Origin of the sequence: Undibacterium sp. 14-3-2 (assembly GCF_016595265.1) — a bacterium.
GTDB lineage: Bacteria > Pseudomonadota > Gammaproteobacteria > Burkholderiales > Burkholderiaceae_D > Undibacterium > Undibacterium aquatile.
In genome coordinates this window covers 41872-67471 of the sequence record NZ_JAENGS010000007.1, presented here as the reverse complement: position 1 = coordinate 67471, position 25600 = coordinate 41872, and the positions used below count along the sequence as shown (strand labels likewise).

Here is a 25600-nt window from a genome sequence, read left to right as displayed (position 1 = left end):
CATAAAATAGCGGGCAGACTCGCCAGTTGAAACATCAATTACTACTGAAAGCGCTGGCATATACTATTTTTCAGGACATCATCACATGTTACGTCGTTCAATCTCTTTAACAGTGCTCGCTCTCAGCATCGGCTACCTGGGTAGCGGAATATCTCTAACGTACGCAGAGAATTTGCCATCTTCGGCAGCAGTGCCAACGCACGCAGAACATTCCGTCACGGCAGCGAAAAAACTGGAGGCACTGGCGGAGCGTTACTATGAAACGCAGGCTAAATTTGAACCGATAGCCGCGACCTATAACGGCGACAGCCGCTACGACGACAAATTGCCGCAGACTTTAAATCCGGCAATCAAGGCAAAACAAATAGCCCAGTTGAGCCAGATATCAAAAGCACTGTCGGCTATCCGGCGCAATGCGCTGAGCACACCTGACCAGGTCACTTATGATTGCCTGCAATTTGAAATCGCAGCCGCAATTCGCATGTCGAAATTTGACGACAGGCTCATGCCAGTAAATCAAATGGACAACGTGCCGCTGACGCTGGCACATTTCGCCAGTGGACAAAGTGCGCAATTATTGAAGACCGTTCCCCAATACGACAATTATCTGAAGCGGATCCGGCAGTTGCCAGAATGGTTGCAACAGGCGAGCACCAATATGCGCGAAGGAATGCGTCGTAAGATCGTGCTACCAAAAGCACTGGTGATTTCAATGTTGCCTCAGTTCGCGCAACTGGTAACAGATCAGGCAACCGAACATCCATACTATCTTCCGGTTAAAAATTTTCCGGCTGAATTTACCGAGGCAGACAAACTGCGTCTGAGTAAAGATTATCAATCCGCGATACAAAAACAAGTATTACCAGCACTACGCCGCTTTAATCAATTTCTGAAAGACGAGTATCTACCTGCCAGCCGCGACAGCACAGGATGGAGTGCATTGCCGGGTGGCGCACAGTGGTATCAGGCATGGGTTGAGGATCAGACGACAACGCACCTGACACCAGAACAAATTCATGCAACTGGCCTTAAAGAAGTCGCCCGCATCCAGCGTGAATACGCAATACTTGGGCCAAAACTCGGTTATCAGGGCACACCTGAATCCCTGCCTGAATGGATGGAAGCGCAAACAAGCTACCGCCCATTCAAAACCGAAAAAGAAGTGCTCGACGCTTATATTGCGATTGATGGCATTGTCAGACAAAAGCTGCCGGAATTCTTTGAGAAAACGCCAAAAGCAGCATTGGAAATTCGCCCTGAACCAGAAATCAGCCGCGCAACAGCATCCGATCACTACACAGCGCCGGCCATTGATGGCTCTCGTCCAGGCGTATTCTGGGCAGTTATAAATAAGCCAGAGGATTACGCCACCACAGGAATGAAAACCTTATTCCTGCACGAAGGGCAACCGGGACATCATTTTCATCTGGCGACCTTACAAGAGTTAGATGTACCGAAGTTCCGTAAGGTCGGTGGTAATAATGCCTACACAGAAGGCTGGGCGCTTTATGCAGAGACCCTGGGCCGTGAAATGGGTTTGTTTGAAAATGACCCCGCGGCCTATTACGGTCATCTGAGCGATGAAATGCTGCGCGCGACCAGACTGGTTGTCGATACCGGCATGCACGCCAAAGGCTGGACCCGCGAACAGGGAATCCAATATCTGCAACAGACACTGGGATACAGTGAGGCCGTTTCACGCCAATGTATAGAACGCTATATGGCGTGGCCAGGTCAGGCATTAGGATATAAGATAGGTTCACTCAAAATCATGGAGTTACGCCAGAAAGCTCAGACAGCACTGGGCGATCGTTTTGATTTGCGACGTTTCCACAATGTCGTATTGAGCGACGGCACGCTGCCACTCTCCTTGCTTGAAACAAAGGTATTGAAGTGGATCAATGATCAGAAGCAAATGAAATAAACGAAGAAACATTTACGTATTTTTACAGAAGCTTGATTGACCTTCAGTGTCAAGTCGAGCAGAATGAGGCAATGATATTCATTGCCTCATAACTTCATTGTTAAAATTAACACTTACAATGTAATGAATGGTATTTGGGGCTAAGCCACAGCAACGGTGACAGAAGCAGTAAATCGAGTTTTCTTTCTCCGGTGGTGTAGCAGGCAAACGCAAACCGGAAACATCAGCGACGTTTAACCAACATGACCTCTGCGATGAACAGATCCACAGCGCTTAAATACATTGTTGAACAAGCCAACAACGGCGACCTGGTATTCCCTACGAATATCGCGGCATCCGTAAAAATTCAACAAGCGATCAAAGACCCCGAATGTTCAGCAGATCTTGCTGCCAGGCTGGTACTGAATGAGCCGCTGCTGGCGGCACGCGTGGTGGCAACGGCAAACTCTGCAGCGTATAGCAGAGGCAATGTCGTCAACAACGTGAAGGCAGCGATCAACCGTGTTGGGTTTGCCACCCTGAACGCAATAGTGGCGTCGATTGTAGTCCGGCAGTTAGCCGGAAGTAGCAAAGACAGACGTATTCAGGGCATGGTCAGCACGTTGTGGGAACACTCGGCGCAAGTTGCCGCCCTGTCGCGGGTCATTGCACGCAAAATCACGAAAGTTGATCCAGAGACAGCGATGTTCGCTGGCATCGTGCATGAAGTCGGTAATTTCTATCTGTTATCTCGTGCCGAAGAATTCCCATCTTTACTCGAAATCGAATATCCCATCATAGAAACAAGCGAAAAATCGGTGTCTGAAGATCCGCTGGATGAGGACGAAGGTGATTCAAGCGAAGCGATTATTGGCCGTGCTGTCATCCAGACTCTGCAACTACCGCCAACCGTAGTCGAAGCGCTGGAGGCGCTATGGTTTGGCTTGCGCGCGATGCCGCCAGAAACGCTGGGCGATACCATCTTACTGGCGAATGAGCTGGCCAGAACAAAATCCCCTTTTGACTACAATTCTTATGCGGAAGCAGAACAATTCGCATCTGAAATCGATTTTGTTGTCGGCGACGGCACGCTCAACAGCATACTGGAAGAGTCTGACGAGGAGGTCAGCAGCCTGACATCGGCCTTGCTGGTGTAAAACAACAACAGTAAAAAAAAGAGGTGGATATGCGGTCTATGCATATCCACCTCTTTTTATGCTGAGAACATCTGACTACACCTTCTGACCAACCACATCCTTGATTTGCGCTAATGAATGAGGATCTTCGATGGTTGTCAGGTCACCCGCATCCCTGCCCTCGCAAATCGCCTGTATTGAGCGACGCAGTAATTTACCCGAACGGGTTTTAGGCAACATCCCGACAAAATACACACGGGATGGTCTGGCAACCGCACCAAGTTGCTTATCTACAACAGCCATCACTTCCGCTTCCAATGCATGCTTTTGCTCTGGCGTCGTCGCGGTATCAGGATGCTTCAGTGTCGCGAAGGCGACAGCAACCTGCCCTTTGAGTTTATCTTCGATGCCGACCACAGCAACTTCAGAAATCTGTGGATGACTGGAAATACTCTCTTCGATTTCACGCGTACCAAGACGATGACCAGCGACATTAATCACATCATCAGTACGTCCAAGGATGAAGTAATAACCATCTTCGTCTTTAATACCCCAGTCAAAAGTTGAATACAACTGCTCATGCGCAAAATTTGCCCAATAGGTACTGACGAAACGCTGGTCATCACCATACACCGTTTGCATACAACCCGGCGGCAAAGGGCCGCGAATCGCAACAACACCTTTTTCATTCGGGCCGCATTCAGCGCCCGTCATTTCATTAATGATCTGAACGTTGTAACCATACATCGCGACACCGGGGCTACCCAGCCGGGTCGGGGTATTTTCAATGGCACGGGCGACCGACAAAATTGGCCAGCCGGTTTCTGTCTGCCAGTAATTGTCGATAATCGGCACACCAAGCTCGGTCGCGATCCAGCTTGAGGTTGTTTCATCCAGCGGTTCACCCGCCAGATACAAAGCCTTCAACGAAGATAAATCATATTTCTTCATCAGTTCAGGCGGATGTTTTTTCAGCACACGAATCGCCGTCGGTGCAGAAAACATGCGCGTGACTTTGTATTTTTCAACGATGCTCCACCAAATACCCGCATCAGGACGAATCGGTGTGCCCTCGTACATAATCGTCGCCATGCCTGCGATCAGCGGGCCATAGACAATGTAAGAATGTCCGACTACCCAACCGATATCGGATGTAGCAAAGTAGGTTTCACCGGCATTGCCGCAATAGATATGTTTCATCGACGCAGCCAGCGCCACCGCATAACCACCGACATCGCGCTGCACGCCTTTCGGTTTGCCAGTCGTTCCCGATGTATACAGCACATACGACATCTCGTTTGATTCCAGCCAAGTTACTGGCACCGGTGTCTGCATATGTTGTGCACGCAATGCCGCGTAATCGACGTCGCGCCCCGCAACCAGCGTCATTGCATCAAGACCGCGATTCACAATCAGCACATGCGCTGGCTTATGTTCGGCTAATTCAATTGCATCATTCAACAATGGCTTATATGGAACGGCCTTACCGCCACGCATACCGGCATCTGCCGATACAACCAGTATCGGCTTGGCATCGTCAATACGGGTTGCCAGACTTTTTGAAGCAAAGCCACCGAACACCACTGAATGCACGGCACCGATACGGGCACAGGCCAGCATCGCAAACGCGGCCTCGGCAATCATCGGCATATAAATCAGAACACGGTCACCGCGCTGCACGCCCAGCGACAACATAATCGCCGCCATACGTTGCACTTCCTGATGCAACTCAGCAAAGCTATACACTTTCTCCGTATTGGTTTCGGTAGAAATCGCAATCAGTGCCGCTTTATCCGGCTGCGTTGCAACCCAGCGATCAACCGCGTTATAGCAAAGATTCGTTTCACCACCGACAAACCATTTGGCAAATGGCGGCTGGCTGTGATCAAGTACCTGCTGGTAAGGTTTGTGCCAGTCGATCAATTTGGCCTGATCATCCCAGAATGATTCTGGATTTTGTATCGATTGCTGATAAAACGCTGCGTAAGACATACTCTCTCCTGTTTTTTATTGTGCTGCATTCCGGGTCAGCGAAATGCGAATGAATCTGTAAGTTTTATGTAAGCGACCAAGAAAAAACGCGACCGTTTAACGGGTCGCGTCTGATTGTTCTGCGTTGTTTCTGCGCGTGACGAGCGATGCGAATGCGAGCATTTGCATGATCTTTCCAGCGTTCCTGCCAGCCATGGTTGATAAGACCTCAGGTAGGAAGAAACCAACCGCAACACCGTACGCAGACACTCTTTCAACAAGAGAGTCGTCGTCATGACGAAGCGGATTGTGCGGTCAGTTGACATATGATGATGTGTAAAATCAGAACGTGTCACCGGGAATGCGCACCCAGCCTTCCATCAGCACGCGGGCACTGCGGCTCATGATGGCTTTTTTGACGGTCCATTCACCATTCACCTGCGTTGCTTCCGCACCGACCCGCAATGTACCGGATGGATGTCCGAAGCGCACCGCAGTATGCTCGCCGCCACCTGCCGCCAGATTGACGAGCGTGCCAGGAATCGCCGCTGCTGTGCCGATAGCAACCGCTGCTGTCCCCATCATCGCGTGGTGTAGTTTGCCCATAGACAAAGCGCGCACTAACAAATCGATTTCCGTTGCATTGACTTGCTTGCCACTGGAAGAAACATACGATTGCGGTTTTGCAACGAAAGCTACCTTAGGCGTATGCTGGCGTTGAGCCGCTTCGTCAATATGCTTGATCAAGCCCATGCGGACTGCACCGTAAGCGCGGATAGTCTCGAACTTAGCGAGTGCAGCAGCGTCACTGTTGATCGCGTCTTGCAACTCCGTGCCGGTGTAGCCTATCGCTTCAGCATTCACAAAAATCGTCGGAATACCGGCATTAATCATCGTCGCTTTCAGCGTACCGATACCGGGCACTTCCAGATCATCGACCAGATTCCCAGTCGGGAACATGGAACCGCCAGCGCCTTCTTCATCGGCGGCAGGATCCATGAATTCGAGCTGCACTTCAGCGGCAGGAAAAGTTACGCCATCGAGTTCAAAATCACCGGTTTCCTGCACTTCGCCATTCGTGATTGGCACATGAGCGATGATGGTTTTACTGATATTCGCCTGCCAGATGCGTACTACGGCAACGCCGTTTTGCGGAACACGACTCGCATCCACCAGACCGGCGCTAATCGCGAATGAACCGACCGCTGCCGACAGATTGCCGCAATTACCGCTCCAGTCAACAAAAGCCTTATCTATCGACACCTGACCGAACAGGTAATCGACATCGTGATCAGCTCTCGTGCTTTTCGACAGAATCACGGTCTTGCTGGTGCTGGATGTCGCACCGCCCATGCCGTCGATTTGTTTGCCGTAAGGATCGGGGCTACCGATCACGCGCAACAGAATCGCATCACGCGCACCACCGGGTACTTGTGCCGCCTGCGGCAAATCCTGCAAACGGAAAAACACGCCTTTGCTGGTGCCACCACGAATATACGTCGCGGGAATTTTAATTTGAGCTGGATGAGCCATTATTTATCTTTCGTACTTTTCTATACCTGAAAACTGCTAGTGACTAATTGTGACCTATGCAGCGATCATTATCTGACTGAAACGATGGCGCGGACGACTCACCATCGTTCTGCTGCACAGACTTAGATCAAGCGGCTTTTGTGGATTCCAAAAAGTCTTGCGCAAAGCGCTGCAACACACCGCCGGCCTCATAAATAGAGACTTCTTCTGCAGTATCCAGGCGGCAGGTGACAGGCACTTCGACGCGTTCACCATTTTTACGATGAATGATCAGCGTCAGCGTAGCGCGTGGCGTGCGTTGACCAACGACATCAAAAGTTTCGCTGCCATCGATATTCAGCGTCAGGCGGTTCACGCCTGGTTTGAATTCGAGAGGCAATACGCCCATACCGACCAGATTCGTACGATGGATACGTTCGAAACCTTCAGCCACAATCGCTTCCACACCCGCCAGACGTACACCTTTGGCTGCCCAGTCACGCGATGAACCCTGACCGTAATCCGCACCGGCGATAATGATCAATGGCTGCTTGCGCTCCATATAGGTTTCAATCGCTTCCCACATGCGGGTCACTTTACCTTCCGGCTCTATGCGAGCCAGCGAACCTGCTTTCACTTTGCCATCGACCTGTACCATTTCATTTTTCAATGTCGGATTCGCAAAGGTCGCGCGCTGCGCTGTCAGATGATCGCCGCGATGGGTTGCGTAGGAATTGAAATCTTCTTCCGGCAAGCCCATTTTTGCGAGGTAAGCACCCGCCGCACTGTCGAGCATGATCGCATTCGATGGTGACAAATGATCGGTGGTGATGTTGTCGCCCAATACCGCCAAAGGACGCATGCCCGTCATCGTACGTGGTGCAGCAAGCGCGCCTTCCCAGTATGGTGGACGGCGGATATACGTCGTTTGCGGACGCCAGTCATACAGCGGGCTGACTTTCTCACCGTTGTCGGCCTGAATCGCAAACATAGGTTCATACACCTGACGGAACATTTCAGGCTTGACGCTGGATTTCACGATCGCATCAATTTCTTCATCGGTAGGCCAGATATCTTTCAGACGGATTTCTTTGCCATCGACGACGGTCAGTACATCCTTCTCAATATCAAAACGTATCGTCCCGGCAATCGCATACGCAACGACCAGCGGTGGCGATGCGAGGAATGCTTGTTTTGCATACGGATGGATACGTCCGTCGAAATTACGGTTACCGGATAACACGGCTGTCGCGTATAAATCGCGATCAATAATTTCTTGCTGAATCACAGGATCAAGCGCGCCGGACATGCCATTGCAAGACGTGCAGGCATAGGCAACCACGCCGAAGCCCAGCTTTTCCAGATCATCCATCAAACCAGCTTCTTCCAGATACAACGTAACGGCTTTGGAGCCTGGCGCCAGTGAGGATTTCACCCACGGTTTGCGGGTCAGCCCGAGTCGGTTAGCGTTACGTGCCAGCAGCGCTGCGGCAATCACATTGCGTGGATTACTGGTATTCGTGCAGCTGGTAATGGCGGCGATAATCACGGCACCATCTGGCATTCGCCCTGGCACATCATCCCATTTTGCAGCGATGCCTTTGGCGGCCAGATCGGCTGTTGCCACACGTGCATGCGGATTGGATGGACCAGCCATATTGCGCACCACGCTGGACAAATCGAATGTCAATACGCGTTCGTACTCAGCATTGATCAGACTGTCTGCCCACAGACCGGCAGCTTTCGCATAAGTCTCGACCAGTTTCACCTGTTCATCAGTGCGACCTGTCAGTTTCAGATAATCGATGGTTTGCTGATCGATCGCGAACATCGCCGCTGTCGCACCGTATTCCGGTGCCATATTCGAAATCGTCGCGCGATCACCGAGCGTCAGCGCAGCAGCGCCAGCGCCGTAAAATTCAAGGTAGGCACCCACCACTTTTTGCTTACGCAGGAATTCAGTCAATGCCAGCACCACGTCAGTTGCAGTGATGCCTGGCTGCGGACGACCAGATAGTTCCACGCCGATGATGTCCGGCAGACGCATCCATGATGCGCGACCCAGCATGACGTTTTCTGCTTCCAGACCACCAACACCAATCGCGATCACACCCAGCGCATCAACGTGCGGCGTATGGCTGTCGGTACCGACCAGCGTATCAGGGAATGCCACGCCATCTTTCGCATGAATCACCGGTGACATCCGTTCCAGATTGATCTGATGCATGATGCCGTTACCCGGTGGGATCACATCGACATTTTTGAAGGCTTTTTTGGTCCAGTTAATGAAGTCAAAGCGATCTTCATTACGACGATCTTCAATCGCACGGTTTTTGGCGAACGCGTCAGGATCAAAACCACCGCATTCCACGGCCAGCGAGTGATCGACAATCAGTTGCACCGGCACGACCGGATTTACTTGCGCCGGATCACCGCCCTGCTCTGCAATCGCATCACGCAAACCCGCCAGATCGACCAGCGCAGTCTGTCCCAGAATATCGTGACAGACCACGCGCGCGGGGAACCACGGAAAATCGAGTTCGCGTTTGCGTTCGATGAACTGTTTCAGAGAATCAGTCAGGGTCGCTGGATCGCAACGACGCACCAGATTTTCAGCCAGTACGCGAGATGTGTATGGCAGCTTGTCATAGGCGCCGGGTTGAATCGCATCGACTGCCGCACGGGCGTCGAAAAAATCCAGTTGGGTGCCGGGGAGTGGTTTGCGGTTTGCAGTGTTCATGGCTTATTCAGGAATAATGGATGTTCCGGGAGCGAAACGCGTGGCAATCTCTTGCTGCGTCTTTACCCTCTTTTCTGCGCTGACGCTGCTTACACATGAGTAAGCAGCGTCAGCGCCTCAGACAAATGACAGATTATTTACGGCTCTTGATCGGCACAAATTTCAAGTCCTCAGGACCGACATAATTTGCGCTAGGACGAATGATCTTGTTATCGATACGCTGTTCTATGATGTGTGCCGCCCAGCCGGATGTGCGGGCGATCACGAACAATGGTGTGAACATCGCTGTTGGCACGCCCATCATGTGATACGACACAGCAGAGAACCAGTCCAGATTCGGGAACATTTTTTTGATGTCCCACATCACTGTTTCCAGACGTTCAGCGATATCGTACATTTTCATAGCGCCCGCATCTTTCGACAGATTGCGCGCGACTTCTTTGATCACTTTGTTACGTGGATCAGAGATCGTGTAGACAGGGTGACCGAAACCGATCACGACTTCTTTATTTTCAACACGTTTTTTGATGTCCGCTTCTGCCTCATCCGGATTGTCATAGCGTTTCTGGATTTCAAACGCCACTTCATTTGCGCCGCCATGCTTAGGACCACGCAATGCGCCGATTGCGCCGGTAATCGCAGAATACATATCGGAACCGGTACCGGCGATCACACGACCGGTAAATGTCGATGCATTGAATTCATGTTCTGCATACAGAATCAGTGAGGTATGCATGGCTTTTTCCCACAGCTTGCTTGGCTTTTGGCCATGCAACAAGTGCAGGAAATGGCCGCCGATCGATTCGTCGTCGGTTTCGGTTTCTATGCGTTTGCCGTTGTGGCTGTAGTGGTACCAGTACAGCAGCATGGAACCTAGTGACGCCATCAGGCGATCAGCGATATCACGTGCGCCCGGTGTGTTGTGGTCATCTTTTTCTGGCAAAACGCAACCCAGTGCGGAAACACCGGTACGCATCACGTCCATAGGATGCGACGATGCTGGCAGCCACTCAAGCGCTGCTTTGACATTCGCAGGCAAGCCGCGCAATGCTTTCAGTTTCGCTTTGTAGGCATGCAATTCGGCGACCGTCGGCAATTTGCCGTGCACCAGCAAATGGGCGATTTCTTCAAACTCGCAGGCATCGGCCACGTCGAGAATATCGTAACCACGGTAATGCAGGTCGTTACCGGTTTTACCCACGGTACACAAAGCGGTATTACCCGCAGTTACGCCAGACAAGGCAACGGATTTCTTTGGTTTGAAAGGAACTGCTTCGGTCATGGTGCTCTCCTGAGATAATTAGATACTCCCCCCAGTATTTTTTAACGCCCAATGAATCTGCTGAGGATAAGGCGATTATTTAAAAAAACAGGGGGAGTATGTGTTTTTATACGGTTTTAAAATGAATGGAATCCGGTAAAAAATAAGGAATTATTTGTTCTTTTGCTGCGCAAACAAGGCATCCAGTTTTTGCTCAAAATCGTGATAGTTGATGCGTTCGTATAATTCCATCCGTGTCTGCATGGTATCGACCACGTTCTTTTGCGAGCCGTCGCGGCGAATCGCGGTGTACACGTTTTCTGCAGCTTTGTTCATCGCGCGGAATGCGGACAATGGATACAACACGAGACCGACATCCACTGCGGCCAGTTCTTCGACGGTATATAACGGTGTCGCACCGAATTCTGTGATGTTTGCCAGAATCGGTACTTTGACCGCGTTAGCGAATTGTTTGTACATCGCCAGTTCGGTGATCGCTTCCGGGAAAATCATGTCGGCACCCGCTTCAACACACGCCTGAGCGCGATCAATCGCGGCTTCCAGACCTTCGACGGCGAGCGCATCGGTACGCGCCATAATCACGAAATTTTCATCAGTACGCGCATCGACTGCCGCTTTGATACGATCGACCATTTCCTGCTTGGTGACGATTTCTTTGTTCGGACGATGGCCGCAACGCTTGGCGCCGACCTGATCTTCAATATGCATCGCCGCAGCGCCGAATTTGATCATCGATTTGACTGTACGTGCCACGTTGAACGCAGATGAACCGAAACCGGTATCCACGTCCACCAGCAAAGGCAGGTCGCACACGTCAGTAATACGGCGGACATCGGTCAGCACGTCGTCCAGATTGGAAATACCCAGATCTGGCAACCCCAGAGAACCGGCAGCGACGCCGCCACCAGAGAGATAAATAGCCTTGAAGCCAGCGCGTTTGGCCAACAAAGCGTGGTTCGCGTTGATCGCGCCGACCACTTGTAACGGGGATTCTTCTTGCATCGCCTTACGGAAGGCCGCACCTGCGGAGTAGTTGCTCATATCGTTGATGTCTTTCAGGTTAATGAAGTTGCCAGCGTCTATTGCAATCAACATGCCAGCACCAGCCGGCATCGCAACAGCTTAGACCGGGAATGTTAAAAATCAAGGACTTAAACAGCGCAGATTAAGAATAATCAATTGCACATTAAGCATAAAATGTTTCATAATGATGTTTCATAAAACGAAAAATGAAACACATTTTTCAGGATTGAAACAAATATGAAACAACCGCCATTGCCGCCGCGTGAAACACAAGACAAACCCGTGATCTGGACGGTATCGATTTCCCGCCTATTCGATATGTTCCGCGACATCATGGTGGAATACGATGCCAATGCCGATATCGTTCCGCTCAATATGGGTTTTGAGGAAGCGGTACAGCACATCCGCGAACGCCTGCAAACCGAACGCTGCGACGCGGTCGTTGCGGCTGGCTCGAATGCCGCGTATCTGAAAAGCCGCCTGCCGATTCCGGTTGTCACCGCCAAGGCCAGCGGCTTTGACGTCATGCAGGCACTGGCGCGGGCGCGCAAGGTATCCAAAGAAATTGGTCTGATCACCTATCAGGAAACCATGCCCGAACTGGCTGATTTTAAAAATACTTTTGGCTTCAAAATAGAACAACGCACCTACGTGACTGAAGAAGATGCCAGAGCGCAGATCAGCGAACTCAAGGCCAGCGGTATTCAGGCGATCGTCGGTGCCGGCCTGATTACCGATCTGGCAGTCGAGGCAGGTCTGACCGGTATTTTTATGTACTCCGCCACCTCAATTCGTCAGGCATTTGACGACGCGCTCGAAATTGCCCGGCTGACACGCCTGGAATCACAACGCGGCCGCCATCATCCGGCCGCAGACGCCTTACGTACCAAGCACGGGATCAATGACCTGCGCGGTGAGTCGGCAATCATGGAAAATACCCGCCGCGCGATCACCTTATTTGCGCGTTCCCCCGCCACGGTGTTACTGCAGGGCGAAACCGGCACCGGTAAAGAACTGGCTGCGCAGGCCATTCACAGCGAAAGCCCACGGGCACGGCAGCCTTTTGTTGCTGTCAATTGCGGTGCGATTGCGGAATCGCTGCTGGAATCGGAATTATTCGGTTATGACGAAGGCGCATTCACCGGTGCGCGCCGTGGCGGTCATGCGGGCTTATTCGAAGCCGCCAATCGCGGCACCTTATTTCTGGATGAAATCGGCGAAATGCCGCTGAACCTGCAAACCCGTCTGCTGCGCGTTCTGGAAGAGCGCGAAATCGTCAGGGTCGGCGGCGTACGGCCGGTGGCGGTTGATGTGCGCATCGTCAGCGCCACGCATTGCGATCTGGAAGCCAGAATCAGAGAAGGAAAATTCCGCTCAGACCTGTTTTACAGGCTTGCGGTGTTGCGTCTGCAATTGCCACCGCTGCGCGAGCGACATGTCGACATCATGCCACTGGCCGAATGGAGTCTGAAACATGCACTGGCGGCGATGGGTGCTCGCCCTCATCCGAATCTGCATGCGGAAATCAGCAGTTGCACCGGCTTATTTGAAACTTACCCATGGCCCGGCAACGTCAGAGAAATGCGCAACATGATGGAAAGGCTGGCACTATTTCTCGCCGCAGAGCCATTGCAGGCGCTGAGTCCGGCGTTTGTCAGCAAAATCTTGCCGGAATTATCAGACAAAATCACGACGAACGAAACGACAAAAGTCATCCATCAGATCCCTCAGGTAGAAGAGCAGTTACCGGGTATGCGGGCTGCCAACCAGGAAACGCTGGAAGAAATCATGCAGCGTTTCGGTTATCAGCGGGACGCCGTTGCCGCCCATCTTGGCATCAGCAGGACAACGCTTTGGCGAAAATTAAAGCAACTACAAATTAACGACAAATCAGGCGATGAAAATCATCAGTCTGTAAGGTAAAATGAGCCCCAATTTCCGATATCCCCCTCACTGCCGAATTGCAACGGTGAAATATGAAAAAATTACTTATTGTTGATGATAGTAAAGTCTCGCGCATGGTTATCCGCGCCCACGTGAAAGCAGTTCAGCCTGAATGGGAATTTATTGAAGCAGCCTCAGGCGAGGAAGCGATCAAAATGGTAGAGCAACATGCGCCGGATTTCTGTACCATGGACATCAATATGCCAGGCATGCTGGGAACCGATGCAGCAGAACAGATATTGCAAGCCCATCCACACATGCGTATCGCCATTTTCTCAGCAAACGTACAAGACACCATGCAAACACGGGCGCATGCACTCGGCGCTATTTTTGTAGCAAAACCAGTCACAGAAAAATCCATTGCGATCGTTATCCATCACTTCATGAGCGAATAATGAACACTCTGAGCGAACTTCATCTCGATGCATTAAGCGAAGTCTTCAATGTCGGCGCCGGCAGAGCAGCGGCCAGCCTGTCTGAAATCGTTGGTGACGAAGTTCTGCTGTCTGTTCCTTCGGTAGAGATCCGTAAATCCTCTGAGATCGATTTGTCGGCCATCTCACTTGAAAGCAATCGTTTTGGCACTGTCCACCAGACCTTCAGCGGTTCGTTTCAGGCCGAAGCCTTACTATTATTCACCGAAGAACATGCGCTCGAAATCGTGCGCGATATGATGGGCTCGCAGATCAGTCTGGAAGACCTTGCCGAATTTGAGCAGGAAGCAATGTGCGAACTCGGCAATATCATCCTGAACGCCTGCCTGTCTGCCATGGCAGATATGCTCAACATCCCGCTCGACTGCTCACTGCCTGACTACACCGTCGCCACCACCGAAGAAATATTCCGGCGTGTCAGTGATGACGAAAAACAGCCTTACGTCTTACTGTTGCACATTGATCTGGCGATCGAAAAACGCCGTTCCGAGGGCCACTTGATCTTTTTGTTAAGTTCAACTTCCCTTGAAAGTCTGATCATTCAGATAGAACGATATCTGGGAGAAATTTGATGTCGGATGTATTACCGCTGTCGCCCTCAGCAACAGTGGAAATTTTAAAGACCATCAATTTGGGTTTGATCGTCGTTAATGCAAAACAACACGTTGTGCTCTGGAATGGCTGGGTTGAAAAACACAGCGGCATCAGTGCCGACGAAGCGCAAGGACTGCATATCAATGCGGCGTTTGAAGACGCGCCGACACGTGCTTTTTTAACTGCACTCGGCAACACGCTGAATTACGGCTTACCGGTCGTGTTATCAAACGCCCTGCACCGTTTCCCGCTGGCCTTGTTCGAGCAAGCCGATGAAGCCGGAGAGAAAAAGCGTCTGCATCAGTCCATCACTCTGACGCCGCTCAGCGTCGAAGGTGAGCGCTGGTGTCTGGTACAGATTTCTGATTCCAGTGCATCGATCAAACGCGAAAAAATTCTGCGTACCCATTCTGAGATACTCAAAAAAGAAGCCACTACCGACAGCCTGACCGGCATCTACAACCGTCGTTTTTTTGACGAACATTACAAAATCGCGCTGGCAAATGCGATTCGTCAGAACAACCCGCTGGCCGTCTTCATGATCGATATTGATTTCTTTAAAGATTACAACGATCACTATGGTCATGTCGCAGGTGATAAAGCCCTGGTACAGGTCGCAACCGGACTCAAAAGCCAGTTGGTCAGAGCCAGCGATGCGATTGCGCGCTTTGGCGGTGAAGAATTTATCGTCATCATGCCGGATATGAGCAAAGAAGGCGCCATACAGTTTGCCGAAAAAATAAGAGCCGCCGTGGCCAATCTGGCGATCCGGCATGAGAAATCGCCGATCAGCGAGCACGTCAGTATCAGTATCGGTTACAGCTGCTATTGCAATGCAGATGGCAGCGATCCCGCGCTGTTACTGAAAACAGCCGATGCTGCTCTGTATGCCGCTAAAAACAATGGCCGGAACAAAGCAATTTTTCTGAAACTGCCGCAGTTACCCCAAACGGCTGATGTTACGAAACAAGCGCAGAGCAAAAACAGTGCGGCATAAGATTCTTCAGTCCGGCAGTAAGCATCATCAAGTCATCAAAAAGCTAAACGAGCACTAAATAAGCAACCAGCGGCAAGCGCAATGACAGCACGGCTGTCATCCTTACCATCCTCGAATCAACCGACACAGAGAGAATCATGTTGCCAACTCATTCCTTACATATTTCCCGCCCTTCGCGCCGTCGCAGCACAGCTTTGCTCGCAGCTGGCTTGCTGAGTCTGCTCGGTTTCAGCGGCTTCAGCATGGCGCAGTCGCAAGCTCAGCAAGTATTGCGTGTGTCGGCGATTCCGGATGAAGCGCCGACCGAGTTACAACGTAAATTCAAACCTCTGGGCGCGTATCTGGAAAAAAAAACCGGCATGAAAGTGGAATTCATTCCAGTGACCGATTACGCCGCATCAGTTGAAGGCCTGATCAATAAAAAACTGGATATGGTCTGGTTTGGCGGCTTCACTTTCGTGCAAGCCAAAGTCCGCAGTAAAGATCAGGTGATCCCGCTGGTGCAACGTGAAGAGGATGAAAAATTCAAATCCGTTTTCATCACCACCAACAAAGACATACACAAGCTGGAAGACCTGAAAGGAAAGACCTTCACTTTCGGTTCCGAGTCATCGACGTCCGGCCACCTGATGCCGCGCTCTTATTTGCTGGCGGCAAAAATCAATCCGGATACCGATCTGAAGCGCATTGCATTTTCGGGTGCGCATGATGCGACTGTCGCTGCGGTTTCCGGCGGCAAGGTTGATGCTGGTGCATTAAATATTTCGGTCTGGGACAAACTGGTAGCGCAGAACAAAGTCGATACCAAACAGGTACGCGTGTTTTACACAACGCCCGGCTACTTCGATTACAACTGGACAGTCCGCGCCGATATGCCAGCCGAACTGCGCAAGAAAATCACGGATGCATTCCTGTCTCTGGATGCAAGCAAAGCCGAAGATAAGGAAATTCTGGAGCTGCAACGCGCCAGCCGTTTTATTCCAACCAAAGCAGAAAACTACAAGGCAATTGAAGCAGCCGCTCACAATGCCGGTTTATTGAAATAATGGAGCGTTCTCCGCAACCGCAAGTGCTCGTGCGGAGTTTGTTCGTCAGGCATCCGCAAACTGCTGCGTCCGGTGGCAGGCAGTTATTCCGCCAACAGCCAGCAGCATCGTTTGCGCTGCAGGATATTAATCTGCAGATACAGCAAGGCGAGCAGATTGCCATCATCGGCCCGTCCGGCGCTGGCAAAACCACTTTGCTGCACACCCTTGCCTGCGCCAGTCAGCCAACGCAAGGCGAGTTGATTTTTAATGGGCAACCCGTCTGGCAACTGTCGCACTCAGCACGCCATCAACTGCGCAGCCAGTTATTTCTGGCGCCGCAAACACCACCTCTGCCTGCACGTCAGCGTGTCGTCACTTCGGTACTGGCAGGGCGTTTGCCGCACTGGTCTTTGCTGAAAGCCATACGTAACCTGATCAGACCTGTAGATCCCCGTGGGGCATTTGATGCTCTGGCGCGCTTTCATCTGCAACATAAGCTGTATGCGCGTGTCGATCAACTGTCCGGTGGCGAACGCCAACGCTGCGGCCTTGCCCGTTTGCTGCTGTCCGATGCGCAGCTGTTGCTGGTGGATGAACCGCTGTCGGCACTGGACCCGACGCTGGCACAGCAAACGCTGGCAAGCTTGCAGCAAGAGGCGCGTCAACGCAATGCCAGCCTGATCTGTAGCCTGCATCAGGTCGAGCTGGCGCGCAGTCATTTCAGCCGGATTATCGGCTTACGCGATGGCAAAATTCTGTTCGACAGCAAGCATGTCAGCGACCAGATGATCGCGGATTTATACAAGAACGCACAGTCGCTTACCGAATCTGAAGAGAAGAATGCGGCTACAAATGCAGAGGCCCGGAGTACCTCCGTTTCCGGCGAAGTCCATACCGGTCAGGCCCGTTGTTTCTGAACTCATCTGCGGCAATGCACACTAATCCTGCTTCACCTTCCCTATCTCCTGCAATCACCGCAGAGATGCCGCGCGACCCCGCGTGGCGCAGCCGCATCACGCTGACCATACTGGCGCTGATCGTGCTCTGGCCGACTTTGCTGCTGACGGAATTCCGCCCGTGGGCGCTGATTGATGCGCAAAGCCTGAGCGCCACCGGACGTTTTCTCGCCAATTTTTTTCCACCAGCGCATGACAAAGAATTTTTACTGATCGTGCTGGAAGCGACCTGGCAAACCGTCGCCATGGCAACGGCCGGGGTCACTCTGGCGATCGCCGCCGCGATCCCGATGACGCTGCTGGTGAATGAACAGTTATCCATTTCCCGTCTCGGCACTGGCCGCATGCATTTCGTTGCGCGCTTGCTGCGACAAAGTATGCGCTGGCTACTGGTGTTATTGCGCAGTGTTCCCGAGCTGGTCTGGGCTTTGCTGTTCGTGCGCATCGTCGGGCTCGGCCCCACCGCTGGCGTACTGGCAATCGCCCTCACTTACTGCGGCATGCTGGGGAAAGTTTACGCTGAAATCATCGAAGCCAGCGAACCACAGGCCACCCGCGTGTTACTCGAAAATGGCAGCTCGCGGTTGGCGGCATTTTTATACGGCACGCTGCCGAATGCCGCGTCAGAATTAGTGTCGTACACCGTCTATCGCTGGGAATGCGCGATTCGCGGCTCGGTCGTGATGGGCTTCGTCGGCGCAGGCGGATTAGGTCAGCGTATGGATGAGTCGATGAAAATGCTGGCGGGTGCCGAAGTATCGACAATGCTGATCGTGTTCGTCTTGCTGGTTGCGGCGGCGGATGCGCTCAGTCAGTTTTTCCGCAAAGGTCTGGAATGATGAAACCGTCGTCTATCAACCAGGCAGATCCGCTTGCATTACCGCCAGCACCGGCGCTTATCAGTCGCAATACGGCACTGGTGTTGCTGACGCTGGTGCTGCTGGTGGCCGCCAGTTTTTACAGTCTGCAAATCGACTGGCGCACGCTGCTGAGCGAAGAGGCGATTCGTACTTCGGCAGAATTCTTGCGTGGTTTCACACCGCCCGACACCAGTGCCGGTTTAGTGAACAAGGTCTTTTTCGCGGCACTGGAAACACTGGCAATGTCCGCCCTCGGCACCTTAATTGCCGCCTTGCTGGGCTTATTGATGGCCTTGCCTGCCAGCGGTCGTTTCGGCGGTGTCGCCATGCGAATTGCGCGACTGCTGTTGAATATCCTGCGGGCGATTCCCGAACTGGTGTGGGCGTCTATCATGCTGATCGCCGCCGGGCTGGGACCCTTTGCCGGTACGGTTGCGCTGGCAGCGCATACCACTGGTGTGCTGGGTCGCTTGTTCGCCGAAACTCTGGAAAACCTGCCACCACATGCGGAAACGAGTCTGCGTACAAACGGCGTCAGTGCTGGCAATGCGTTTCTGTATGCGACCTTGCCGCAAGGTTTGCCGCAAATGCTGTCATACACCTTGTATCGTTGGGAAAACAATATCCGCGCCGCCGCCATTCTCGGTGTTGTCGGTGCAGGCGGACTGGGGCAAATGTTGAAATACCATCTGTCGCTGTTTCAGATGCCGACAGCGGCAACCGTCATTATCGCGATGCTGATACTGGTCGCGCTGGTGGATGCGCTGAGCTTTGCGATACGCCGCTGGCTGATGCGTTAACAGCCACACAATCCGTTTGCAGCGAGGCCCTATTTTCATCAAAAATGGGGAGTATCCATTCATTTCGCGCTAATCTCAGCGTCAATAAAGGGGTTTATAAAATACTCCCCCCAGTATATTTAAGCCGTTTTGGCGGATAAAATATAAAAAAAGGCCGCGCTGCGGCCTTACACATCGCTGCGCGAAAAATCAGGATTTACCCGCCGTAAAACCGCCATCGACCAGTAAATTGGCACCGGTCACAAAACTGGCTTCGTCACTCAGTAAAAACACGACCGCATTCGCCACCTCCTCAGGCCGCCCGAGGCGACCGACAGGATGCAGACTGATTAAAGCTTTGCGCATATTGTCATCAAGCAGCGACAACAAAGGTGTGTCGATATAACCTGGCGCAACAGCATTTACCCGCACGCCTTTTGCCGCCGATTCAAGCGCCAGCGTGCGGGTCAGATTAACCACGCCACCTTTTGCCGCAGAATAGGCCGCCGTCATGCTCTGACCGAATACACCGAGTATCGATGCGCAATTAACGATGCTGCCGCTGCCCTGCTGATACATCTGATGCAAGGCAGCGCGGGCAATCCGGAACACGCCCATCAGGTTGATATCGATCACGCGCAGAAACTCTTCATCGGTATAGATATCCGCCGGACTCAGGCCACCGATGCCGGCATTATTGAACACACCATCAACACTTCCGAGTGCCACAACCGTCGCCGCAATCAGTGCATCGGCTTGCGCGGTCGAGCTGACATCCGCCGCGATAAACAGGCAGCGCCCCGTGAAGCGCGCGTCGAGATCACGCGCCAGTTGTTCATGGGCAGCACCCGGCAAATCAGCAATCACCACATTCGCGCCCTCTTGCAGACAACGCTCAGCCGTTGCCAGACCGATGCCGCTGGCACCACCAGTGATGATGATGTTTTTATCTTTCAAACGCATAATAGTTCTCCTGAAAATGCAAGATCACATCCTTGCTGATGACGCTGAATGGGCACGGCTGCATCATGTCAGATCGCATGCAACTGACCGCAATCCGATAATAAAACACACGATACCACCATCGCTGTGGTCTGTTTTGACGGACGATAAATCAACTGCGTCTGCACGCCTAATTTTTCGGCTTTTTATTTCTGCTGCATTCGCTCTGCGGTAAAGGTTTGCGCTCCTGTTCAGGATCAAATTGCAGCAACGCAGATTTGGCCAACGCCACATCCTTGCTGAATTCGGTGATGTAGCGGCTGCGCTCTTCGCTGCTCCATTCGGCATCCGAAAACGTCTTCAGCGGGTAGGTTTTGCTGACATAGGCGCTGCCTTCCAGACGCAGCATCAGCGCACGGTCAGGATCGGTATTTTCTTTCAGCAAATACGCATCAACATCACGCAAAGTCAGCGGCATTGCCGGTTGCTGGTCACGCAGCAGATTACCAACGACTGTCAGCGGAATATCATTACTGCCCTGCGGCAGCAGGTCGTTAAAAGTCACCAGAGCAAAGGGCTTTCCTTTCGCATCATCGACACGGCCATTGACGATGTAACGCCCCGGCGTGTTGACATTGGCTTTCAGGATAAACCTGAGCGAGCCACCTTCGGTCGATTCACGGATATTGCCGCTCCAGATGGCTGGTGTTTCCGACGAATAAATCACATCGAAAAACACGAAACCGGTCTGACCATTCACGACATAAGTTAATTCTGTACGTATCGTGCCGTTGAAACTGGCGAACCCGGTCTGGGCTGGTGCCAGCATACCGCTGTAAATACCATCACCAGCAATCGCATCGCCCTCACGGCCATTGTCCGACATAGGCACGGACACCGGCGACGTCTCGCGACCACCGGCATACACCAGGCCACGTGCAATCGCTTTATCGACACTGAGTGCGAGCGGCTTGCCGCTGGTGTCGGTCGCTTTGATGGTGAATATGACAGCTTCGCCAGCCGCCAGATAAACACGCGATTGCGTCGTCTGGATTTGAATTTCTTTGTCCGTACCGCCACCTTTTTTTCGCATGGGATGCGATTCTGCGACCGGTTGGTTAGGGTAAACCTGATCCGGATGTTCGCTCAGCGGGCGGGAGCTATTCGGGTAACGGGTTGATTCAACATAATTGCAAAGCGCCTGATCGGCCTGTTCCAGTTGCGCAACCAGCAACTGGCGTTGTGCGTCTTTCGGTAAGACCGCTGCTGCTGGTTGTGCGCCAGCAGCAGGCATCGCCAGAAAATGTTCATTCTTTGTTGTCGTCGCAACGACCTGGCCGGCAGGTGCTTCAGGAAACCAGTTCCAGCCAGCAGCCATCACCACCACTACCAGCAGAGCAATGATGGCGATGAATTTATAGCGACTGAACCCACCGGCACCGGAAGATGAACCACCATCGACTGGTGGCTTACCTCGCCGGTGCTGAGGGCGTTCGGAGGATGCTGGCTTACGTGGCATTATTACGTCGCATTACTTACCATCGCCGCCCGCACGACAGAAATAATGCCTTGCCAGTTACTATTGGCGTAGTGATTGTAGGCTTCCGCATCGTCCCTGAAACTGACCGAGTGATAACTCCATTTGACGGAACCGCCCTCATTCGCCGCCGTTCCCAGCGTCAGGTCATTGCATAGCCAGTCACTCGGATTGCATAAGGATTGTCCGGCGGAACCTGCCACACCACCGGTGCTGTGATAAGCCACGGCCTCGTCATCCTGTCCGGGCAGAATTCCGGAATACACTGTGCCTTTCGCTCCGGCATACATATAGAACCAGACGTTGCGGGTTTCGTTATGGTTGTACATCGCTCTGGCGGTTGTTGTTTTCAGATCTTTCACCAACGGTTCTGATACCGCCCAGGAGCCGACATCAGATAGTTCCGAACCACCACCGGCACCAGACGCCGTTCTGACCCACTTGATATTCCAACCCACCTGTGTCGTGCCATCGCTGTTACCACACTGACCGGAGGAATTGGCCACGGCGTTTTTCTTGGTACGTGTCGAGCCGCCATAGTTTGCCAGCGTATAGCCCAGCATCAGATCGCCAGCGCTGTGCGTCGCCACATAACACCAGTTACTGCCGGTACAGAAGCAATCCAGCGCATCGCGTATCTTGCTGTTTTGCGATGAAATACTGTTGTAGCCATCCCAGTTGACCGCTTTTTTATTCACGCCGGCCGCGGTGGACGAAGGTCCCCAGTAGGTAAAACTGTTGTAGTCGCCAACCACACCGCCACCACCGCGACCATTAATCCACAAGGTGTAATTAGTGGCACTGGCGATGCTGGATATTGCTGCCAGCGACAACAGCATCAGGGTAATCATTATCCGCATTAACTTCATCATTCAACTCCTTGTTGAGTGCTGCCTGGATGAAAAACCATGGAATACAGAGATCAGAAAACAAAAACAATCCAGCCGTCCGCCTCGCATAAATGCATAAGCTAGAGAGCAATGATGCAGACAGGAAGATCGCAGCGCAGTATCGAAATCAACGCCGATGATGTCAACTTGCAATGCAACAAAATAACTTCACCTGATCGTACAGATCAAGGTCAGGGACAGCGGCAAAACAGATAAAAGCACTATGAGGAAAGGAATTCATTCCGGACATTAGAGACCAGACTCTAAACAACACTTCGCGAAGCAGAAAGCTAAACGGTCAGCGCGGAAAACGTCGGTTACGTACAATAGTAAAATACCGCCGCCTCGCAGCAGATGCCAGTCAGATTCGAGACATTTGCTTTTACCGATCACCAGACCATCACCATGCACAAACCATTAAAACCAGCGAAACCTGCGAAACCATTAAGCGCGTTGATGAGGTACCTGCTTGTCATCACATCGGTCATGGAACTGGCAGCATGTACCAGCGCCTCATATCCACCGCTGCCCGTTGTCAGTGAAGTGAAGCTGCAACGTTATCAGGGAACCTGGTATCAGATCGCCCTGATCCCCAATCGCTTTCAATCCATGTGCGTCAGCGATACCACGGCGGAATATGTTCCACAGGGTGACAGCATTCGCGTGATCAATCGTTGTCGTAAAGCAGACCGCAGTATGGAAGAGGCTATCGGTGTTGCCGAGCCGGTCGCTGGCAGCAATAACGCGAAATTGCGTGTCAGTTTTTTCCGGCCTTTTTACGGCGATTACTGGATACTTGATCTGGACCCCGGATACCAATGGGTACTGGTTGGTGAACCATCCAGAAAATATGGCTGGATACTTGCCCGCACGCCGACACTGAATCAGGAAACACTACAGCAGTTATGGAAAAAAGCCGAATCACTTGGCTACCGCCGACAAGATTTTCAGGTCAGCCCGCAGCAATCTGAAAAGTAAATACAACATTTCCTTCATGCTTTTTTTGGAGATCAGTACGCCTGATCAGAACACGACTGCGGCGGCGATACCAATGGATAAAAGTAAGCCATGTAAAGCTGCCGCGGCGATGGTCTGTTGTATCGCTGGTGTCAGCGACGACGGCGTCGCGGAATGTTGAATCAGGGTTCTGGCCGCCTGTAACGATAACGCTGCGGAAGCCAACGCCAGCAACGTAAGTCGCGGTAAAGCACCGACCCACACCGCCGCTGCGAGCCAGAGATATGCAGCCGCCGCGATGACAGCATATAGCCAGCGAGCCTTGTGATGCCCCAGACGTACAACCCAGTGACGTTTACCGGCAATGCCATCGGCCTTTTCATCCGGAAACTGATTGATGAACAAAAGATCTGTGACCAACAATGCGTAACTCGCAACCGCAATCAACGGCTTGACGGAGAATGTACCGCGCTGGACAACATCACTCCCGATCGCAATCAGTGCAAACCCAGCCCAGACGCCGATTTCACCCAGCCCTCGGCTATTGAGTTTGAACGGCGGTGCTGAATACGACCAGCCTATGAATAAACCAGCTGCCCCTATCCATAGCAGCGCAGCGTCAGAAACCAGCATCAGCCAGAGTCCGGCAACGACAACAAGCAACATCAGTATGCCGCCGAAGATTGCGGTTTCACGTCGGGATAAGACGCCGTTCTGAATAAAGCGACTACCGCCGGTAAACGGGAAAATACGCTCATTGTTCGCGTCATCAGTGCCGTTCAGGGCATCGTAATAATCATTGAGGACGTTAATACCGGCGTGAGCCACCAGACCAAACAACAAGCTCATTCCCGCCGTCAGCAAATCGATCTGCACGCCATCGGCATAAGCGCTGGCGAGGCCAATGAAACCTGCAAACAAGGTGACTGTCAGAAATGCTGGCCGCGTCGCCATCAGATAGCGCAGCACAGGATTGGCCATATTATTCAGATTGGGTTCAACAGCGGGCATAAGTCCTCAGAATAAACACGGTGCAGCCTGCGCTTTCCTACATGCGCCGGGCTGAAACGAAAGCAGTAAAAACAATCAACGCGAAACAATGATTTTGCACTGCATCTGAGGCAAACAACGATAACAATGATTGTTATACATCAGCACTAAGCGCCTTAAAGAGTCGCCGTCGCCAACTTCAGGCCAAAACCAATAAACATCGCACCGACCCCGCCCGACATGAGCGCAGAAAGCCGCCGGCGCTGACGGAAAGACTCCGAGAGTCTGGCACCGGCAAAAATAATCAACGTCAGATACGTAAAACTGGTCAACTGACAAATCAGCCCCAGAAGGCAATATGACAACAGTGGCGCATGAAATTCAGGATCAACAAACTGTATGAAAAAAGAGATGAAAAACAGTATCGCCTTAGGATTCATCAGGCTGATGATCAAAGCTTTTGCAAATGGGTCACCGGCCTGAACAGGCAGTATCTTTGCTGCGACCACCACCTGCCTCGTTTTCAGCATTTTCAGACATTGCAACAACATCTGAATACCTATCCAGCCGAGGTAAGCCGCGCCAACATATTTCACGGCATAAAACAAACCCGCATTACTTTTCAGCAGCGCCGCCATCCCTCCGGCAGACAGCACCATCAGCACCAGATCACCGACAAATATTCCACAAGCACCGCGATACCCTGCTCGCACGCCACGCTGCGCTGCGACGCTCAGTACATAAAGGGAATTGGGCCCCGGAAGCAAAACAATGAAGATTGTCCCTAACAGAAAAGTCCAGAAATCAGAAACGCCAAAGCTGGCGTGAATCAATGCATTCATTTGAAAAGTCAGTTTGAGAAGCGGTGAACGGTCGTCATCTTAGCAGCGCCGGATCAAAGTACGTCGCCAGACAAGAAAAAATGAAAATAATCAGCGCGAACAAATCAGGGAGAAATAAAACACCTGTATCCACGTCAAATTTGCAGGGCATAGCAAACGGCTACGTGCATTTAAGCAACACATTTTTATATAAAAGGCTCACTTTTCCACAATCTGAACAGATAAAAAATACAGGCCTATATTCAGTAGGCGCTTCGTTATCGCGCTTTTCTATCAGAAATAT

The 25600-nt window shown here is 52.0% G+C and carries 21 protein-coding genes; 11 read left to right on the top strand and 10 right to left on the bottom strand.

Features of this window, described 5'->3' with window-relative positions; translation table 11 throughout:
- Positions 1-85: 85 nt before the first annotated feature.
- Entirely contained in the window at positions 86-1924 is a 1839-nt protein-coding gene (locus Undi14_RS15265; RefSeq protein WP_200181330.1) for a DUF885 family protein, read from the top strand.
- Between the two features lie 254 nt (positions 1925-2178).
- Entirely contained in the window at positions 2179-3060 is an 882-nt protein-coding gene (locus tag Undi14_RS15260; protein WP_186883719.1) for an HDOD domain-containing protein, read from the top strand.
- 75 nt (positions 3061-3135) lie between these two features.
- On the opposite strand, the gene Undi14_RS15255 is transcribed toward Undi14_RS15260, so the two are convergent.
- The 5 genes from Undi14_RS15255 to prpB form a co-directional block, all read right to left on the bottom strand.
- Entirely contained in the window at positions 3136-5031 is a 1896-nt protein-coding gene (locus Undi14_RS15255; RefSeq protein ID WP_200181328.1) for a propionate--CoA ligase, read from the bottom strand.
- A gap of 321 nt (positions 5032-5352) precedes the next feature.
- Positions 5353-6543, bottom strand: coding sequence for a 2-methylaconitate cis-trans isomerase PrpF (gene prpF / locus Undi14_RS15250; protein ID WP_200181326.1), 1191 nt, complete (start codon positions 6541-6543; stop codon positions 5353-5355).
- 127 nt (positions 6544-6670) lie between these two features.
- Positions 6671-9262, bottom strand: coding sequence for a Fe/S-dependent 2-methylisocitrate dehydratase AcnD (gene acnD / locus Undi14_RS15245; RefSeq protein ID WP_200181324.1), 2592 nt, complete (start codon positions 9260-9262; stop codon positions 6671-6673).
- Between the two features lie 133 nt (positions 9263-9395).
- On the bottom strand, positions 9396-10544 hold the full coding sequence (gene prpC, locus Undi14_RS15240; RefSeq protein ID WP_186883723.1) for a 2-methylcitrate synthase: 1149 nt from the start codon (positions 10542-10544) through the stop codon (positions 9396-9398).
- 150 nt (positions 10545-10694) lie between these two features.
- Positions 10695-11585 (bottom strand): methylisocitrate lyase, encoded by an 891-nt coding sequence (prpB, locus tag Undi14_RS15235; RefSeq protein ID WP_186883795.1) that lies wholly within the window; start codon positions 11583-11585, stop codon positions 10695-10697.
- A gap of 219 nt (positions 11586-11804) precedes the next feature.
- Between prpB and prpR the strand changes: the two genes are divergently transcribed.
- From prpR to phnE, 8 genes are all read left to right on the top strand, one after another.
- Complete coding sequence (prpR, locus tag Undi14_RS15230) at positions 11805-13490, top strand: propionate catabolism operon regulatory protein PrpR (RefSeq protein ID WP_200181322.1); 1686 nt, start codon at positions 11805-11807, stop codon at positions 13488-13490.
- A gap of 53 nt (positions 13491-13543) precedes the next feature.
- Positions 13544-13906 (top strand): response regulator, encoded by a 363-nt coding sequence (locus Undi14_RS15225; RefSeq protein WP_200181321.1) that lies wholly within the window; start codon positions 13544-13546, stop codon positions 13904-13906.
- Positions 13906-14517 carry a chemotaxis protein CheC gene (locus Undi14_RS15220; RefSeq protein WP_200181319.1) on the top strand — a complete coding sequence of 204 codons (612 nt, stop codon included), beginning with the start codon at positions 13906-13908 and terminating at the stop codon, positions 14515-14517. The genes Undi14_RS15225 and Undi14_RS15220 overlap by 1 nt, the downstream gene beginning before the upstream one ends.
- Complete coding sequence (locus Undi14_RS15215; protein WP_186883727.1) at positions 14517-15536, top strand: GGDEF domain-containing protein; 1020 nt, start codon at positions 14517-14519, stop codon at positions 15534-15536. The genes Undi14_RS15220 and Undi14_RS15215 overlap by 1 nt, the downstream gene beginning before the upstream one ends.
- Before the next feature lie 137 nt (positions 15537-15673).
- Positions 15674-16582 (top strand): putative selenate ABC transporter substrate-binding protein, encoded by a 909-nt coding sequence (locus tag Undi14_RS15210; RefSeq protein WP_200181316.1) that lies wholly within the window; start codon positions 15674-15676, stop codon positions 16580-16582.
- The gene (locus Undi14_RS15205; RefSeq protein ID WP_200181314.1) at positions 16582-17481 is read left to right on the top strand and encodes a phosphonate ABC transporter ATP-binding protein; all 900 of its coding nucleotides are present in this window, start codon (positions 16582-16584) and stop codon (positions 17479-17481) included. The genes Undi14_RS15210 and Undi14_RS15205 overlap by 1 nt, the downstream gene beginning before the upstream one ends.
- Positions 17482-17495: 14 nt before the next feature.
- Positions 17496-18359 carry an ABC transporter permease gene (locus tag Undi14_RS15200; protein WP_234030634.1) on the top strand — a complete coding sequence of 288 codons (864 nt, stop codon included), beginning with the start codon at positions 17496-17498 and terminating at the stop codon, positions 18357-18359.
- The gene (gene phnE, locus Undi14_RS15195; protein WP_200181581.1) at positions 18359-19180 is read left to right on the top strand and encodes a phosphonate ABC transporter, permease protein PhnE; all 822 of its coding nucleotides are present in this window, start codon (positions 18359-18361) and stop codon (positions 19178-19180) included. The genes Undi14_RS15200 and phnE overlap by 1 nt, the downstream gene beginning before the upstream one ends.
- A gap of 189 nt (positions 19181-19369) precedes the next feature.
- Here the strand turns inward: phnE and Undi14_RS15190 are convergent, their stop codons facing one another.
- The 3 genes from Undi14_RS15190 to Undi14_RS15180 form a co-directional block, all read right to left on the bottom strand.
- Entirely contained in the window at positions 19370-20122 is a 753-nt protein-coding gene (locus tag Undi14_RS15190) for an SDR family NAD(P)-dependent oxidoreductase (protein ID WP_200181312.1), read from the bottom strand.
- Between the two features lie 169 nt (positions 20123-20291).
- Positions 20292-21620 (bottom strand): choice-of-anchor X domain-containing protein, encoded by a 1329-nt coding sequence (locus tag Undi14_RS15185; protein WP_200181310.1) that lies wholly within the window; start codon positions 21618-21620, stop codon positions 20292-20294.
- Between the two features lie 2 nt (positions 21621-21622).
- On the bottom strand, positions 21623-22510 hold the full coding sequence (locus Undi14_RS15180) for a hypothetical protein (RefSeq protein ID WP_200181309.1): 888 nt from the start codon (positions 22508-22510) through the stop codon (positions 21623-21625).
- A 372-nt stretch (positions 22511-22882) separates the two neighbouring features.
- Here Undi14_RS15180 and Undi14_RS15175 point away from each other — a divergent pair, with 372 nt between their 5' ends.
- Positions 22883-23506 carry a lipocalin family protein gene (locus Undi14_RS15175; RefSeq protein ID WP_234030633.1) on the top strand — a complete coding sequence of 208 codons (624 nt, stop codon included), beginning with the start codon at positions 22883-22885 and terminating at the stop codon, positions 23504-23506.
- A gap of 45 nt (positions 23507-23551) precedes the next feature.
- Here Undi14_RS15175 and Undi14_RS15170 read toward each other — a convergent pair whose 3' ends face one another.
- Both Undi14_RS15170 and leuE read right to left on the bottom strand, forming a co-directional pair.
- On the bottom strand, positions 23552-24496 hold the full coding sequence (locus Undi14_RS15170; RefSeq protein ID WP_200181308.1) for a prenyltransferase: 945 nt from the start codon (positions 24494-24496) through the stop codon (positions 23552-23554).
- Positions 24497-24651: 155 nt separating this feature from the next.
- A complete protein-coding gene (gene leuE / locus Undi14_RS15165; protein WP_200181307.1) occupies positions 24652-25317 on the bottom strand; it encodes a leucine efflux protein LeuE in 666 nt (221 codons plus the stop codon).
- Positions 25318-25600 lie beyond the last annotated feature (283 nt).